This window comes from Brevibacterium sp. Lmc1 (assembly GCF_057654315.1).
The window spans coordinates 1,891,432-1,908,455 of the sequence record NZ_CM172803.1; the positions used below are offsets into that span (position 1 = coordinate 1,891,432).

At 65.8% G+C, this 17,024-nt stretch carries 14 protein-coding genes; all 14 read left to right on the forward strand.

Features of this window, described 5'->3' with window-relative positions:
• Window positions 1–105: 105 nt before the first annotated feature.
• Complete coding sequence (locus AC239G_RS08400; RefSeq protein WP_139466969.1) at window positions 106–879, forward strand: ABC transporter ATP-binding protein; 774 nt, start codon at window positions 106–108, stop codon at window positions 877–879.
• The gene (locus tag AC239G_RS08405) at window positions 876–3,425 is read left to right on the forward strand and encodes an ABC transporter permease (RefSeq protein ID WP_487490056.1); all 2,550 of its coding nucleotides are present in this window, start codon (window positions 876–878) and stop codon (window positions 3,423–3,425) included. Before AC239G_RS08400 ends, AC239G_RS08405 begins: the two co-directional genes overlap by 4 nt.
• 49 nt (window positions 3,426–3,474) lie before the next feature.
• Complete coding sequence (locus AC239G_RS08410; RefSeq protein WP_487490057.1) at window positions 3,475–4,650, forward strand: MFS transporter; 1,176 nt, start codon at window positions 3,475–3,477, stop codon at window positions 4,648–4,650.
• Between the two features lie 84 nt (window positions 4,651–4,734).
• The gene (locus AC239G_RS08415) at window positions 4,735–5,562 is read left to right on the forward strand and encodes a DALR anticodon-binding domain-containing protein (protein WP_180345515.1); all 828 of its coding nucleotides are present in this window, start codon (window positions 4,735–4,737) and stop codon (window positions 5,560–5,562) included.
• Window positions 5,562–7,001, forward strand: coding sequence for a diaminopimelate decarboxylase (lysA, locus tag AC239G_RS08420; RefSeq protein ID WP_139466973.1), 1,440 nt, complete (start codon window positions 5,562–5,564; stop codon window positions 6,999–7,001). Before AC239G_RS08415 ends, lysA begins: the two co-directional genes overlap by 1 nt.
• 35 nt (window positions 7,002–7,036) lie before the next feature.
• The gene (locus tag AC239G_RS08425) at window positions 7,037–8,344 is read left to right on the forward strand and encodes a homoserine dehydrogenase (RefSeq protein ID WP_139466974.1); all 1,308 of its coding nucleotides are present in this window, start codon (window positions 7,037–7,039) and stop codon (window positions 8,342–8,344) included.
• A gap of 2 nt (window positions 8,345–8,346) precedes the next feature.
• The gene (thrC, locus tag AC239G_RS08430; protein WP_139466975.1) at window positions 8,347–9,432 is read left to right on the forward strand and encodes a threonine synthase; all 1,086 of its coding nucleotides are present in this window, start codon (window positions 8,347–8,349) and stop codon (window positions 9,430–9,432) included.
• 2 nt (window positions 9,433–9,434) lie between these two features.
• Window positions 9,435–10,337: a homoserine kinase gene (thrB, locus tag AC239G_RS08435; RefSeq protein ID WP_248283832.1), complete on the forward strand. Its 903-nt coding sequence runs from the start codon at window positions 9,435–9,437 to the stop codon at window positions 10,335–10,337.
• Window positions 10,338–10,561: 224 nt separating this feature from the next.
• A complete protein-coding gene (gene rho / locus AC239G_RS08440) occupies window positions 10,562–12,574 on the forward strand; it encodes a transcription termination factor Rho (RefSeq protein ID WP_139466977.1) in 2,013 nt (670 codons plus the stop codon).
• A gap of 1 nt (window position 12,575) precedes the next feature.
• Complete coding sequence (gene prfA / locus AC239G_RS08445; protein ID WP_139466978.1) at window positions 12,576–13,652, forward strand: peptide chain release factor 1; 1,077 nt, start codon at window positions 12,576–12,578, stop codon at window positions 13,650–13,652.
• A 1-nt stretch (window position 13,653) separates the two neighbouring features.
• Window positions 13,654–14,580, forward strand: coding sequence for a peptide chain release factor N(5)-glutamine methyltransferase (gene prmC / locus AC239G_RS08450; protein WP_139467415.1), 927 nt, complete (start codon window positions 13,654–13,656; stop codon window positions 14,578–14,580).
• Window positions 14,581–14,657: 77 nt separating this feature from the next.
• Window positions 14,658–15,308: an L-threonylcarbamoyladenylate synthase gene (locus AC239G_RS08455; RefSeq protein ID WP_139466979.1), complete on the forward strand. Its 651-nt coding sequence runs from the start codon at window positions 14,658–14,660 to the stop codon at window positions 15,306–15,308.
• Window positions 15,309–16,418, forward strand: a complete 1,110-nt coding sequence (locus AC239G_RS08460; RefSeq protein ID WP_139466980.1) for an MraY family glycosyltransferase — start codon at window positions 15,309–15,311, stop codon at window positions 16,416–16,418. It abuts the gene before it with no gap.
• Complete coding sequence (locus AC239G_RS08465) at window positions 16,415–16,861, forward strand: Cg1360 family ATP-synthase-associated protein (protein ID WP_139466981.1); 447 nt, start codon at window positions 16,415–16,417, stop codon at window positions 16,859–16,861. The genes AC239G_RS08460 and AC239G_RS08465 overlap by 4 nt, the downstream gene beginning before the upstream one ends.
• Window positions 16,862–17,024: the final 163 nt, after the last annotated feature.

A 17,024-nucleotide genomic window follows, 5' to 3' on the forward strand; every position in this document is an offset into this window, starting at 1 on the left:
ACTTCTGAGGTGGGCGGTTCTGCATTCGCGGTCCGAGTGGTCGATGGTGCAGACAGGATCTAAGGTAGTCGGAGACGAGACCCGGACCGCGATGTGAGGCATACGATGTCGGAATCTGCTGAAGAGCCCGTCCAGACCGGCGCGGGGGACGATGAGATCGTCCTCCGAGCGCAGGGTCTGCGCAAGAGCTTCGGCCGCGGTGATACGGCGGTCGACGCTCTCGACGACATCAGCGTCGACTTCGAATCGGGACGCTTCACCGCCATCATGGGGCCCTCCGGATCCGGAAAATCGACGTTCATGCATGTGCTTGCCGGACTCGACCGTGTCGATTCGGGCTCGATCATCATGCGCGGGCAGGACATCACCCGTCTCAACGACCGGCAGCTGACCCAGCTGCGGCGTGACCGCGTCGGCTTCATCTTCCAGGCCTTCAACCTCGTCCCGACGCTGAGCGCTGAACAGAACATCGAACTGCCGGTCTCGCTGGCCCGGAAGAAGATCGATCGTGAGTGGAAGGCCGAAGTCGTCGAACGACTCGAACTCGGCGATCGTCTGCAGCATCGTCCGCACGAGCTCTCCGGCGGTCAGCAGCAGAGAGTCGCCGTGGCCCGGGCTCTGCTGACGCGGCCGGATGTCATCTTCGCCGATGAGCCCACGGGAAACCTCGACTCCCATGCCGGAGCGGAGGTCCTGTCCCTGCTCGGTCGGGCCACGACCCTGTACGGGCAGACGATCATCATGGTCACCCACGACCCCGTCGCGGCATCGCACGCCGGCCGGGTCGTTCTGCTCAAGGACGGGCGAGCCACGGGTGAAGTTCGTCAGCCGACCCGCGAGAGCGTGGTCACGGCGCTGAGTGAACTGAGCTCTCTGTGATCGCAGTCGCTCTCGCGCAGATTCGGATCCACTGGGCCCGATTCCTCGCAATCGGCCTCGGCATCGCATTGGCGGCGGGATTCGTCGCAACCACTCTGATCATCAACTCCTCGCTGCAGGACAGCCTCGAACACGCCGTCGGCCGTTCCTTCGAGAAAGCCGACCTCACCGTCGTCCCGGACAGAGACGTCTTCGTCGGGGGAGACGAGGCCTCTCCGCTGCTGCGCCCCTTAGCCGAAGTCGACGGGGCGGCTACCGCGTCGTTGTCTGCCCGCACAGTGACCACGGGCCGAGGTGCCGGATTCTCCGAAAGCTCTTTTGCGTTGTCCCCGGTGCCTGCCGATGAACGGCTCGACACGTTCGATATGGTCTCCGGTCAGCGACCGGAAGCGACGACGGACCTCGTGCTCGACACTCGCACGGCCAGCGATCTCAACGTCGGAGTCGGCGATGAGATTCGCTTCACCGTGGATGCGGTCCCAGTGGAGAGCGGAAACGATGACATGCCGATCTACCGGGGTCCGAGTCAGAGCAGCGTCACCTTCTCCGTGGTGGGCATCGCCGAGATGGGGCAGGATCCGGCCCTGCCCGGCGCCACTCGAGCGCTGACGACTGCATCGGGCTATCAGGAGTATTTCGCCCAGCAGGGCGATGTCATCGCCATTCAGATCGCCCTCGAGGGCGGCGCGGACCCGGAGGCTGTGCGTACTCAGCTGCAGAGGGTCGTCGACGGTTCGGAACTGAGCGGCAGCCTCGAAGCGCTCTCCGTGGACGATGCCGTGAAAGCGAAGACCGATCGCCTCTCCGGTGGCAACGCCGTCGTGACCGGTCTCCTGCTCGTCTTCGCCGGAATCTCCGTCATCGTCGCCATCCTGGTCGTCTCCAACACCTTCTCCGTCATCGTCGCCGGACGCCGTCGGGAATTCGCACTGCTGCGCTGCCTCGGCGCCACCCGCGTGCAGATGTACGGTTCGGTCGTGGCCGAAGGACTCTTCGTCGGATTGCTCGGGTCGATCTTCGGTGTGCTCGCCGGGGTCGTCGGCAGTCGCGGACTGATGGCCGTGGCGGTGCGCTACTGGCCGCAGGAGTTCCCCTACGACACTCTCACCGTTCCCGTCTCCGCCCTGGTCAGCGGTGTCATCGTCGGTGCCCTGCTGACGATTGTGGCCACCATTCGACCGGCTCGCAGTGCCATCGCTGTGACACCGCTCGAAGCACTCCAGCCCTTCGACGCGTCCATCTCGCCGAGCACCCGCGCTCGTCCGCGCCACCTCGTGGGCTTCGGCTGCATCGGGCTGGGTGTGGTCCTCGTCATCGTCTCCGTCTATGCGGTGTCGACCTCGCAGCTCTGGATCCTCGGCGGAGCGCTGGGTGGGGGACTCGTGGTCACGGGGCTGGTCATCAGCGCGGCGAAGATCATCCCGCCCGTGGTCGCCTGGACGGGAGAGGTGCTCTTCAGCCCTTGGGGCGTTCCCGGCCAGCTGGCGACCCTGAACACATTGCGCAATCCGCGTCGCACCGCGGCCACAGCCACGGCGCTCATCATCGGTGTGACCTTGGTGGCGACGATCCTCGTGGGCGGCATGTCGACGAAGGCGACGCTCAGCCACGGACTCGACCAGCGTTATCCCGTTGACATCTCCGTGCCGCTGTCGGGCCTCGTCGACGATGACCAACTCGATGATGTGCGTGAGATTCCCGGCGTATCCACTGCGATCATCGCCCACCGCGCCGAGGCGGTCGAAGACTTCAAGGGCTCCCGCCCCGAGATCTTCGTCGTCGACCCGGACAGCGCCGAGACAGTACTCGGAGACGCAGTCGCCGATATCGTGTCCGGACGGGTCACGGTCCCCGAAGACTATCCTTCACCGACAGTGCGGGTGAAAGGGCTCAACGAGATGAGCGTGCCCGTGCACAGGGACGGCCTCTCCAGCCTCGCTTTCTTCACCACCCCCGACGTCGGCAACGATCTCGGCATCTCGGCAACGACGACGGCCGTGCTCGTCCGCCTCGACGAGGATGTCGACGTTGATGAGATCACCCGCATCCGTCAGTCCGTGGCCGAGACACTCGACGTCTCCAGCGACGAGGTCGGCGGCTCGGCCGTCGCCCGGGGTGCCTATTCCGAACTCATCGATGTCATGCTCGCCGGGGCCGTGGCTCTGCTCTTCGTCTCCGTGGTCATCGCGCTCATCGGCGTCTCGAACACGGTCAGCCTCTCCGTCATCGAGCGCCGTCGGGAGAACGCGCTGATGCGGGCGCTGGGGCTGAGCATCGCGCAGCTGCGGACTCTTCTGGCGCTCGAGGCGGTGCTCATCTCGTCGGTGGCCGCACTGCTGGGACTCGTGCTCGGCGGCGCCCTGGGCATCGTCGGCACACGGTTGGTCACCCACGACTACTCCACCGACCTCATCGTCGACTTCTCCACCCCGTCCTTCCTCGGCATCCTCGGTGTGGCGGTCGTCGCCGGCATCCTCTCCGCTCTGGCACCGGCCAGGCGAGCGTCCCGACTCTCACCGGTCGAAGGTCTCAAACTCGACTTCTGATGGGCCCCGGCCACCGAACCGGAAATCGGTGTCTGATAGGAAAGAGCTCATGAACTCCGCGCGCATCCGCATTTTGATCGTCCTCGGAATCGTCTTCGCTGCCTTCAATCTGCGCCCGGGAGTCACCGGGCTCTCGCCTCTGCTCGATGCCATGGGCGAAGAGATCGAACTGAGCGCGGTGTTCCTGGCCGTCATCGGCATGCTGCCGCCGCTGCTCTACGGAATCAGCGGCTTCATCACCCCTCGGCTCTATGCCCGCTTCTCCGGACTCGGCCTGACCTTGGCTGCCATGGTGATGGTCATGATCGGACTGGGTGTCCGCGCGGTCATCGATTCGCCGTCGCTGTTCCTGGCGCTGAGCGTGCTGGCCCTGCTGGGAATGGGCATCGGCAACGTCGTCCTCCCGCCCCTGGTGAAATCGTATTTCCCCGACCGGGTGGCTCTCATGTCGACCGTGCACGTCGGGCTGCTCCAGTTCGGGACGTTCATTCCGCCGCTCGTGGCGGTTCCCCTCGCCTCCGGCGTCGGTTGGAGAGGCTCACTGCTCGTCTGGGCCGGATTCGCGGCTTTGGGCGCGATCGTGTGGATCGTCATTCGCATCCTCAAGCCCGCGCCCGCCGCCGAGGCGGCCGTCGCCGTCGTCGGGGGCAGTGAGCTCTCCCGCCTTCTGCGCAGTCCTCGGGCCTGGGCGCTGATGACGATGACGGGTCTGACGTCGTTCAACAACTTCATCCTCTTCACCTGGCTGCCGGGCCTGCTCACCCGCTCCGGGTTCGATGCTGCCTTCGGCGGGGCGATGTTGGCGCTGGTCACCGCCATCCCCCTCGTCCTGGGATTCGTCCTGCCGACCCTGGCTCAGAAGATGACCTCGGCCTATCCCATCGTCGTCGGCTTCTGCCTCAGCCTGGCCGTGGGGTACCTGGGTCTGTGGCTGCTGCCGACAGCGGCTCCCGTGCTGTGGACCGTGCTGCTGGGCATCGGCATCTCCACGTTCCCACTCGCTCTGACACTCATCACACTCCGCGCGCGAAACGCCGAGGCGGCGGCTTCCCTGTCCGGCTTCGTCCAGGGCGGCGGGTACCTCCTCGCGGCCACCGGCCCGCTGATCTTCGCCTTTCTCCTCCAGAGCTTCGAAACCATGTGGCCGGCATTCGTCGTGGTGCTCGCCTCGGTGGCCGTCAAATTCTTCGTCAGCCACGCCGCCTGCCGACCCGGCGCCATCTGAGGCCCAGCGGGCATCCGTCTCGTCATGAGAGCGAAGATGACATCGGATTCGTCCTCGCCGTCCGGGCCCGAGTACTCTGTTCGAGTGACCCCGGAAGACTTGCAGACTGCACTCGCGCGCGCCTTGGCGACGGCCGAGGCAGGCCTCGTCGCACCGGGGTTCGCCATGCAGATCGTCGTCCTGGCTCCGAACCGTTCCGAACTCGGTGACTGGACGACGCCCGTGGCGCTGCGCGCCGCCGCTGCACCCGAGCAGCGAACCCAGCTCGCCGCACATCTGTGCACCGAACTGCGTGCCCTCCCCGAGGTGGCGGACGCCGTCATCGCCGGGCCCGGCTTCGTCAACGTGACCCTCACACCCGCTGGCCGAGCACATGTGCTCAGCGACATCGTCACCGCAGCCGACGGGAACGAACCAGCCGGGGGAGCGGAACAGGACGGGTCGCCGCTGCGCACGCTGCTCGTCGCCGCGGACAGGGAATCGGCACGGGCTCTTGTCGCCGGCGAGCACGACCGTGACGTCGACCCGGTCACAGTGGACATCCTGCAGCGCGGCCATGCCGCCGCCTGCCGCGAGCAGCGGCGGGCGCACCGGGCGGGAATCCCGTCCGAGGTCGTCGATGCGGCGAGACTCGAGGATCCGAGCGAGACGCGAATGCTCAATGCCGTGGCGGGACTGCCGTCAGCGCTGGAACGCTCGCGCCGCCTCGGCGAGAACGATCCCTTCCTCTGCGCTCTCCTCGAACTCGGCGAAGCCGTCGAGGACTGGATCCGCCGCTGCCCGGTCACTCCGACGGTCGATGAGGACATCACCGTCACCCACAGCTCCCGGCTCTTCGCTCTGAGAGCCGTCACCATCGTCCTCGCCGCAGGACTACGACAATTGGGCGCTTCGGCCCCGGAGAGGATCTGATGCCCGCACATATCGCAGGGACCCTGCACGCGACACCGGCCCCGGTGTGGCTGCCCTATCCCGATGACGTCAATGCGCTGCTGCCGAGTCTGTGGTCGGACAACGTCACGAAGTCCGACGACGGAGTGCTCACGATCGCCGGTCATTCCGTGACGGACCTGGCCGAACGCTACGGAACCCCCACACTCGTCATGGACGTCGCCGACTTCCGCAGCCGCGCCGAGGCCTACCTGAGCACGTTCTCCAATGCCTTCTCCGTGCAGAAGGGACTGGCCGGAGCCGATGTGTTCTACGCCGGGAAGGCATTCCTGTGCACAGCTGTGGCCCGCTGGGTGCATGAGGCCGGGCTCGGCCTCGACACCTGCTCACTGGGCGAGATGATGATCGCCCGCGCCGCCGGTGTCCCCGGCGACCGCGTCGGGCTGCACGGTAACAACAAATCGGCGGCGGAGCTCGAATACGCCCTCGACTACGGCGTGGCCAGGATCTTCGTCGACAGCCTCGATGAGGTCGCACGTCTGGAATCCATCGCTGCGGCCAGAGGCACGGTCGCCCCGGTCATGCTGCGAGTCACGGTCGGCGTCGAAGCGCACACCCACGACTTCATCGCCACGGCCCACGAAGACCAGAAGTTCGGGCTCTCTCTCGCCGACGGCACCGCCGCCCGAGCCGCTCGTCTCGTCGCGGAATCCGAACATCTGCGTCTCGACGGTCTCCACTCCCACATCGGTTCGCAGATCTTCGACATCTCCGGTTTCCAGGTCGCCACCGCCCGCGTACTCGCCTTCCGAGCCGAGATCATGGGCGAACACGGCATCGACCTGCCCGATGTCGACCTCGGCGGCGGCTTCGGCATCCGCTACACCTCCCAGGACACCCCGATCCCGGTCGCGGAGATGGCCGCAGAGCTCGCCGCCGTCGTGGCCAAGGAATGCCGGGGTCTGGGTACGAGCGTTCCCCGGATCTCCATCGAACCCGGACGCGCCATCGTCTCCCCGGCGGTGTTCACTCTCTACGAGGTCGGCACCGTCAAACAGGTGAGCACGGACAGCGGCACTCGCACATATGTCGCTGTCAACGGGGGAATGAGCGACAACATCCGCACGGCACTCTACGACGCGGACTATTCGTGCACCCTGGCCAACCGGAACTCGAACGCCGAGCCTGCGATCGTGCGGGTCGTCGGCAAGCACTGCGAATCCGGCGACATCATCGTCCGCGACGAATACATGGGCGCAGACGTCACCGCAGGCGATCTCGTCGCGGTCCCCACCACCGGGGCGTACTGCCGCTCGCTGGCCAACAACTACAACCATCTGCCCCGGCCGGGCGTGCTGGCCGTCGAGGCCGATAGAGTTGAGTGGATCGTGACCCCCGAAGACCACACGCAGATGTTCGCCACGGACCCGGGAATGGCCGGGGGAGTGGCGTCGAACTGATGAGTGCGAGAGACAAGAGCGGAAAAGGTGAGGAAATGCAGGCACTGAAGGTTGCCATGCTCGGATGCGGAGTCGTCGGCACGGAGGTCGCCGCCCGAATCCAGAATCGCGCGGAGGGCCTGGCCGAGCGCATCGGCGCTCCGCTGGAGCTGAGCGCCATCGTCGTCCGCGATGCTTCGAAGGCCCGTCCGGGAATCGACGAGAAGCTGCTGACGACCGACGCCGAGGCGGCCATCGCCGGAGCCGATATCGTCGTCGAGCTGATGGGCGGAATCGAACCCGCCCGCTCGCTCATCACCGCAGCGCTGCGCCAGGGTTCATCGGTCGTGACCGCGAACAAGGCTCTGCTGGCCGCCAGCTACGGCGAGCTCATGTCCTCTGCCGACGACGCTGGTGTGCGCCTCGAGCACGAAGCGGCGGTGGCAGGGGCGATCCCGATCATCCGACCTGTCGGCGATTCGCTGGCCGGGGACCGAATCGAACGCATCATGGGCATCGTCAACGGCACGACGAACTACATCCTCGACCAGATGGACTCCGAGGGCTGGGATTTCGACCAGGCCCTCACTGCCGCCCAAGGGCTCGGATACGCAGAGGCCGATCCGACCGCTGACATCGGCGGACACGATGCGGCGGCGAAGGCTGCGATCCTGTCCTCGCTGGCCTTCCATGCACCCGTGTCGATCGACGACGTCCACGTCGAAGGCATCGAAGGCGTCACCGCCGAGATGGTCGAGACCGCCCGAGACCAGGGCTTCGTCATCAAACTCCTCGCCGTGTGCGAACGTGTGGCCTCATCACCGGCAGGCGCCGGACTCTCGGCGCGCGTCTACCCGGCGCTTCTCGATCGCGGCCACGCACTGGCATCCGTCCGCGGTGCCTTCAACGCCGTGTTCATCGAGGCCGAAGCCGCCGGCGAGCTGATGTTCTACGGACAGGGAGCCGGCGGAGCACCGACCGCATCCGCCGTGCTGGGAGACCTCGTGTCCGTGGCCAGGCGCAAGGTGCTCGGCGGTCGCGGACAGTACGAACGTCCCTTCCACGAGGACTACCCGATCCTGCCGATCTCGGCGATCACGACCAGGTACCACATCACCCTCGACGTGGTCGACCGTCCCGGTGTGCTCGCCGCAGTCTCCGAAGTCTTCGCCGATGAAGGGGCATCCATCGAACTGATGCGACAGACGATCGGGGACATCGACGACAACGGCGTCCAGCACGCGAAGCTCGTGCTCGCCACCCACTCGAACACCGACTCGACTCTGCAGAAGACGGTCGATCGACTCGTCGATCTGCCTGTCGTCCACACCGTCAAATCCGTGATCCGCGTAGAAGGACAGTGACTATGAACTACCCCAGACACCAGTGGAAGGGCGTCGTCGAGGAATACCGGAGCCTCCTCGACATCTCCGCTGACACCCCCGCCGTCACACTCGGTGAGGGCGGGACCCCGCTGATCAGGGCGGAGAAGCTCAGCGCACGCACCGGTGCCCAGGTATGGGTGAAGTACGAGGGCCTCAATCCGACTGCGTCGTTCAAAGACCGCGGTATGACGATGGCGATCACCAAGGCTGTGGCCCATGGTGCCAAAGCCGTCATCTGCGCCTCGACGGGCAACACCTCGGCCTCTGCCGCCGCCTATGCCACGAAGGCCGGACTGACCTGCGCTGTGCTCGTGCCCACCGGCAAGATCGCGCCGGGGAAGATGAGCCAGGCCATCGCCCACGGAGCGACCCTGCTCGAAGTCGACGGAAACTTCGACGACTGCCTGACGCTGTGCCGCAAGCTCTCGGAGTCCTACCCGGTCCACCTCGTCAACTCGGTCAATCCCGATCGCATCGAAGGTCAGAAGACCGCGGCCTTCGAGATCGTCGACGTCCTCGGCGACGCTCCCGACATCCATGTTCTGCCCGTCGGCAACGCCGGCAACATCACGGCGTACTGGAAGGGCTACAACGAATACCGCGAACACGGGATCTCCAAGCAGCTGCCTCAGATGTGGGGCTTCCAGGCCGCCGGTGCCGCACCGCTGGTGCTCGGCCACCCGGTCGACGAACCGGACACGGTGGCGACCGCCATCCGCATCGGCAACCCCGCCAGCTGGACGCAGGCCGAAGCGGCGCGTGACGACTCGGGCGGTCTCATCGATTCGGTCACCGACGACGAGATCCTCGCTGCGCACAAGATCCTGTCCAGCGAAGAGGGCATCTTCGTCGAGCCCGGGTCGGCCGCCTCGGTGGCGGGTCTGCTGAAGATGGCCGATGCGGGTCGGGTCCCTGCCGATGCGACGATCGCGGTCACCGTGACCGGTCACGGACTCAAGGACCCCAGCTGGGCACTGCACACCGCCGACGGATCCGATATCGAGACCAAGCGGGTCTCCGTCGACGCCGTCAGCGCCGCACGCGCGCTGGGACTCGAGGACAGCTGAGGGTGCGCGTCCGACTCGAGGTCCCGGCCACCTCGGCGAATCTGGGACCCGGCTACGACTCGTACGGGCTGGCCCTCGACATCGTCGACACCCTCACCCTCACCGTCCACGACGCGGCAGTCGATCCTCACCGCTGCGTCGAGGTCACGGGGGAGGGCGCCGAGGTGCTGCCCCGGGACGGCTCGCACCTGATCATGCGCATCATCGGTGAGGTGCTCGACTCGGAGTTTCCCGCCGTCGCGGCGGAGCTGAGGCCGCGTCTGTCGCTGGAGTGCGACAACCGGATTCCGCATTCCCGCGGACTGGGCTCCTCGGCCGCAGCCGTCGTTGCCGGCATCGGCCTCGCAGCGGAACTCGGAGCCTGGTCGACCGGGGTCGGGCTGAGCCGGGACCGGATCCTCGAGATCGCCACCGCCGTCGAGGGGCATCCGGACAACGCCGCCCCCGCGATCTTCGGCGGACTCACCGTCTCTCTGTCGGCGCCCGTGAAGTCGTGGCAGGTGCCGGTGCGCACCGTCGAGGCGGTCACTGTGCTCGTGCCCTCGTTCCGCCTCGACACCGAGGTTGCCCGTGGACTCATTCCCGCCGGCATTGATCACGCGATCGCCGCCGACAATTCGGCTCGGGCGGGCCTGCTCGTCCACGGGATGAGCAATGACTCCCGGGTGCTCTTCGAAGCCACCCGCGACCAGCTCCATCAGGAGTTCCGCCGGGGTGCCTATCCGGAGTCGATGGCGCTGGTCGACGCACTGCGCGCCGAGGGTCTCCCAGCCGTCGTCTCCGGCGCCGGGCCGACGGTGCTCGTCCTCACCGAGGCGGTGCCCGACGCTCTCGTGCCGGACGGCTTCGTCGCTCAGCGCACCGCGATTGACCTCGGCGGTTACCGGGTGAGCCGAGAAATCTGAGGAAGCGATTCGCCAGATCGTCTCCGAACAAGTAGACTGTGGGTGTTCCGACAGGGCACGGCTTCCCGCTGTTCTTCACAGGTCCGTCGCCGATGTCATACATTCTGGAACATCTCCTGCTCATTCTTTAGCAGGTTTTCTTTCACAACGCACCGTCAATGGTGTTTCCGTCGCCGTGAGCAAACGGCACATGCCGCACGGCCGAAAGAGGGAGAAGGACCTTCGTGTCTGAAACCACCACTCAGGATTCCACCCCGCGCACAGGCAGCCTCACAGCGCTGCGGCTGCCTCAGCTCCAGGAAATGGCTGCCGGGCTGGGAATCAAGGGTTACCGTCGCCTTCGCAAGAGCGAACTGATCGACGCCATCAACAACCATTCGGGCGGATCCGCTGAGAAGAAGTCCGCCCCCACCGAGAAGAAACCCGCCGCGGATTCTGCTGCCAAGACCGAGAAGCCGGCGGAGAAACAGGACGAGAAGAAGCAGGAGTCGACGAACCGTCGCTCTTCGCGTCGCTCTGCCGCTTCCGCGTCCGAGGACGCTCCGGCGCTCATCATCGAACCGAACACCGAGTCCTCGTCGTCTTCGACGGCGAACGAGTCCGGTGCGGACCAGTCCGGGGGAGCAGCCTCCGAGGAGAACAGCGGCGATCAGGATCGTCAGCGCTCTCGCCGCAGCCGTTCTCGCTCCCGCGGCTCCGAGTCCCAGACCGAGGGCCGCGACGGCAGCGGTGAGGAATCGGCCGACCGCGGCGGCCAGTATCGCTCCGGCGACCAGGACCGCTCCGACCGTGACCACCGCGGAGGGCGCGACAACGACCGTCGCAGCCGGAACAATGACCGCTCCGACGACAACCGCGGCGGCAATGACCGCAACGGCGGCAACGGCCGGGGCAACAATGACCGGGACGGCGGCAGCGATCGCGGCCACCGCAACGACCGGGGCGGCAACAACGACCGCAATGATCGTCGCAACCGCAGCAACGACGATGACGATCGCGGCAACAACCGCCGCGGACGGGGCCGGGATCGGAAGCGCCGCGGCCGCGGCAACGACGAGCCGGACATCCGCAACGACGATGTGCTCATCCCCGTCGGCGGCATCCTCGACGTCCACGACAACTACGCCTTCCTCCGCACCTCCGGCTACCTGCCGGGGCCGAACGACGTCTACCTTTCGGCATCCATGGTGCGCAAGAACGGTCTGCGCAAGGGCGACGCCGTCGCCGGCGCGATCCGTCAGCCGCGTGAGAACGAACAGCGGAACAACAAGCGCGAGAAGTTCGATGCCCTCGTCCGCCTCGATTCCGTCAACGGACTCACCGTCGACGATGCCCGCAGCCGTGTCGAGTTCTCGAAGCTGACTCCGCTCTACCCCCAGGATCGTCTGCGCCTCGAGACCACCTCGAAGCTGCACTCGACCCGTCTCATCGATCTCATCACCCCCATCGGCAAGGGCCAGCGCGGACTCATCGTCGCGCCTCCGAAGGCCGGCAAGACGACGATCATGCAGCAGATCGCCAACGCGATCACGGAGAACAACCCCGAAGCGCACCTCATGGTCGTCCTCGTCGACGAACGTCCCGAGGAAGTCACGGACATGCAGCGTGCGGTCAAGGGCGAAGTCATCGCCTCGACCTTCGACCGTCCGGCCGACGACCACACCACGATCGCCGAACTCGCCATCGAACGCGCCAAGCGCCTCGTCGAGATGGGTTCCGATGTCGTCGTGCTGCTCGACAACATCACGCGCCTGGGACGTGCCTACAACATCGCCCAGCCGGCATCCGGTCGGATCCTCTCCGGCGGTGTCGACGCCAATGCGCTCTACCCGCCGAAGAAGTTCTTCGGTGCTGCACGCAACATCGAAGGCGGCGGCTCGCTGACCATCCTCGCCACGGCTCTCGTCGAGACCGGCTCCAAGATGGACGAAGTCATCTTCGAAGAGTTCAAGGGCACCGGCAACATGGAGCTGCGTCTGAGCCGTCAGCTTGCCGACAAGCGCATCTTCCCGGCCATCGACGTCAACTCCTCGAGCACTCGCCGCGAAGAGATGCTCATGACCAAGGAAGAGACGAAGGTCATGTGGCAGCTGCGCCGACTGCTCTCGGGCCTCGAGCAGCAGCAGGCTGTCGAACTGCTCATGTCGAAGCTCAAGGAGACCGGCTCGAACGTCGAGTTCCTCATGCAGGTGCAGAAGACGACCCCGCTGCCGAAGTCGTCGACCGACAACAGCTGAGATGGTCGACGACACCCTCACGGCCAGCGTCAGCGCACTGCTCGATGAGCACGCCCGGGTGCAGGAGGAACTCTCCGACCCCGCGGTCCACGCTGACGCCGGCCGGGCCAAGAAGCTGACCAGGCGGTACGCGGAACTCGACAAGGTCGCCGCGGCCGCCCGGCACTTCGCCCAACTCGAAGCCGACCACGCAGCCGCCGTGGAGCTGGCCGAGGACGACGCCGACTTCGCCGCGGAGGCCAAGCGTCTGTCCGCAGAGATGGAGACGGCCGAGGGTGAGCTCAAAGATCTCCTGGTACCCAGCGACCCGGATGACTCCCGAGACGCCATCATCGAGATCAAAGCCGGCGAAGGCGGAGACGAATCCGCGCTGTTCGCCGGTGACCTGCTGCGGATGTATCAGCGGTGGATCGACTCACGCGGCTGGTCGAGCCAGATCCTTGACGCCACGCATTCGGATCTCGGCGGATACAAGGACGTCACCATGGCCGTCAAGGCGAAGAACGACGGCGCCTACGGCTGGGTGAAGTTCGAAGGCGGAGTGCACCGTGTCCAAAGGGTGCCGGTCACCGAATCGCAGGGACGCATCCACACCTCCGCAGCCGGGGTGCTCGTCTTCCCCGAAGTCGATGAACCCGAAGAGATCCAGCTGGACGAACACGATCTGCGCATCGACGTCTACCGCTCGTCCGGACCCGGCGGCCAGTCCGTGAACACCACGGACTCCGCTGTGCGCATCACGCACCTGCCGACCGGAATCACAGCGAGCTGCCAGAACGAGAAGTCCCAGCTGCAGAACAAAGACGCAGCGATGCGCATGCTCCGTGCTCGGATCTTGGCCAAGCAGGCCGAAGAGGCCGCAGCGGAAGCCGCCGACATCCGTCGTTCGCAGGTGCGCACCGTCGATCGCTCGGAACGCATCCGCACCTACAATTTTCCGGAGAACCGGATCACCGATCACCGCACCGGATACAAGGCCTACAATCTCGATCAGGTGCTCGCCGGCGACCTCGATCCGGTCATCGGATCCTGCCGCGACGCCGACAAGGCCGCACGCCTCGACGCACTGGGGGACTGACCTGGACACTGTCAGGCCGACTCTCGTCTCCGACCTCCTTCGCGGGGCGACCACGCTCCTCACCGAAGCAGGCATAGCGAGTCCCGAAGCCGATGCGCTCGAACTGCTCGCCCACGCATGGTCGATCGACAGGGCATCGCTGAGCCGCCGCCGTCTCTTCGACGAACCCGTGCCGGAGTCGGTGAGCACTCGATTCGCCGAACTCTGTGACCAGCGGCGGCGGCGGAGACCGCTGCAGCATCTCACCGGCATCGCCCACTTCCGGCATCTGCAGCTGCAGGTGGGCCCCGGAGTCTTCGTGCCCCGACCGGAGACGGAGGTGCTCGCCGGAGCCGTTCTGAGCGAACTGTCCGAACTCGCCGAAACTGACTCGACGACGGAGAACGACAAGGCTCGGCGTCCCTTCGTCATCGACCTGTGCTCCGGTTCGGGAGCGATCTCCCTCTCCGTTGCCACCGAATTCGACTGCGTCGACGTCCTCGGCGTCGAACGCGAATCCGCGGCCCTGGAATGGTCACTGAAGAACCTCGAGCAGTGCCGCCTCGGCGAGTCGACGGTCGAGTTCATCTCCGGTGATGCGACGACGATCACGAAGGCTCGGCCGGATCTGTGCGGGCGTGCCGACATCGTGGTGACGAACCCGCCCTATGTTCCCGATTCCGCCGTGCCGCGAGACCCGGAGGTCGCCGAACACGATCCCGCGGCCGCGCTCTACGGCGGGGATTCGGGTTTGGAGATTCCGGGACTCATCATCAGTCAAGCCGAGCAGCTGCTGAGATCAGGCGGACTCTTCCTCATGGAACACAGTGAGGAACAGGGCGAAGGGGCACGGGAACTCCTGGAGGCCTCGGCCAGTCTGAGACATGCCGCCACATTCCAGGACTACACTGGACGCGACCGCTATACAGTGGCGCGCCGTGAGGCGTAGGGGATCTCGGAGACGAATTCCCGCCGCGTACTGCCCAGTACCGAAACCACAACCCGAACATTCGAAACGGAGAACTCGTGTCGAGACGATTCGACGTCAGCCAAGAAGAGATCCGTGAACTCGTCTTCGACGAGTGCGCGCGAGTCGTCGACACAGGCAACCTGCTCGTCATCCCCACCGATACGGTCTACGGGATCGCCGCCGATGCCTTCAGCGCATCGGCCGTTGCGGCTCTGCTCGCGGCCAAGGGCCGGGGACGGGACATGCCGCCTCCGGTTCTCGTCCCACGCGCGGAGACCATCTTCGGGCTCGTCGACGGGGTCGATGAGACCGTGCTGGCACTGACCGCGAAATTCTGGCCCGGACCGCTGACGATCATCGCGAACGCTCAGCCCTCCCTCGACTGGGACCTCGGCGATACCCACGGAACCGTGGCCGTGCGCATGCCCGACGACGAGTCGGCGCTGGCCCTGCTCGGCCGCACCGGGCCTCTGGCCGTGTCGAGTGCGAACATCTCCGGACAGCCCGCCGCCCGGACCGCCGACGAAGCGCAGGAGATGCTCGGCGACGATGTCGACATCTACGTCGACGGGGGAGTGCGGGAGTCGGGGCTGTCCTCGACGATCATCGACCTCAGCGGCGACGTGCCCCGCATCCTGCGCCGCGGTCCGATCACCGCCGAGGACCTGCGCGAAATCGTCCCCGAGCTCATCGACCTGGACGGCTGAGTGCGCGCCTACCTCTTCATCCTCGTCGTCTCCGCCCTCGTGGCGTACCTGCTGACTCCAATGGTCAAGCGGGTGGCCGAACGAGGAAAGATCTTCTCACCGCTGCGTGACCGCGACGTCCATTCCATTCCGACGCCGAGGCTGGGCGGAGTCGCGATGTTCGGCGGGCTTCTGGCCGGCCTCGTCTTCGCCTCCCAGATGCCCTTCCTCAATCGGATCTTCGTCGAACTGGGCCCGATCATCGGAATCGCCGGAGCCGCCGGCCTGCTGTGTCTGCTCGGAGTCATCGACGACATCTGGGACCTGCACTGGATGGCGAAGCTCGCCGGCCAGGCTCTCGCCGCGGGCTTCATGGCGATCAAGGGAGTGGCGCTGCTGTCGATTCCCTTCGGCGGCGTCATCATCGGCTCCCCGCGGATGTCGATCATCGTCACGGTCCTCGTCGTCCTCGTGACCATCAACGCGGTGAACTTCGTCGACGGACTCGACGGTCTCGCCGCGGGCGTCGTCGCCATCGGCGGCAGCGCCTTCTTCATCTACTCCTACTGGCTCGCTCGTGACGCTTCACCGGAGTCGTATGCGAACCTCGCCTCGCTCATCATCGCGATCCTCGTCGGCGCCTGCCTCGGTTTCCTCCCGCACAATTTCAATCCGGCGAGGATCTTCATGGGCGACTCCGGGTCGATGCTCATCGGCCTGCTGCTCGCCGCCTCGACGATTAGGGTCACCGGCCAGGTCGACCCGGCGCTGATCGGCCAAGAGCGAGCGTTCGCCACATTCATGCCGATCATCCTGCCTGTGGCCGTGATGTTCCTGCCGCTGCTCGACCTCGGACTGGCCGTGGTGCGCAGGCTGCGTGCCGGACAGTCTCCGTTCTCCGCCGATGCCAAACACCTCCACCACCGGATGCTGCGTCTGGGACATTCCCACGCGCGTGCGGTGCTCATCCTCTACACCTGGACGGCGCTCATCGCCTTCGGATCGGTGCTGCTCCTGTTCAAGGGCTGGCTGTTCTCGGCCTGCGTCATCGGCGGCCTCGCTGCCATCACCCTGATCTTCACCTTCTATCCCCTTCGCATGCGTCAGAAAGCCAGAGAGGAAATCTCGTGACCGATCCGATACCGCGCCGAGAGACCGAAGTCGAAGCAGCCTGGACCCGCGTCTGGAGGACCCTGCTCATCCGGGGCATCATCCTCGTCCTCGTCGTTGCGGCCCTCGGAATGGGCATCGGCTGGCTGGTCTCGGGGATGACGGGATTCGTCGGCGGCGCCGTCGGCGGGGGACTGGCCGCGGTCTTCATCATCATCACCCTCGTCGTCATGTACGTGGGGCGGAACATGGGGCTGACCGCGATCGCCGGGTTCCTCGGCATCGGTTTCCTCTTCAAGGCCTTCATCTTCATGATCGTCATCTGGCGCATCAAGGATGCGACCTGGCTCGACGGCACGGTCGCCTTCTTCACGATCGTCGTCGCCGTGATCGGCTCCTCGCTCGTCGAGGCGATCACCGTGGTCAAGGGGCGCGTCCCCTATGTCGATCCTGAGGCGAGATAGGCGAGGGGAGACCGATCGTCGCACCCATCTGAGACACGTAATGGGGTGAGGTACGAGACGAATGACGTGTCGTATAAAATCGTTGCCAGAAATTGCACAGAGAAGCCTGATGAATTTGTCGGTCACTCTCTACAGTTGGTAGAGTAGACCCGGTGCTTGGGCG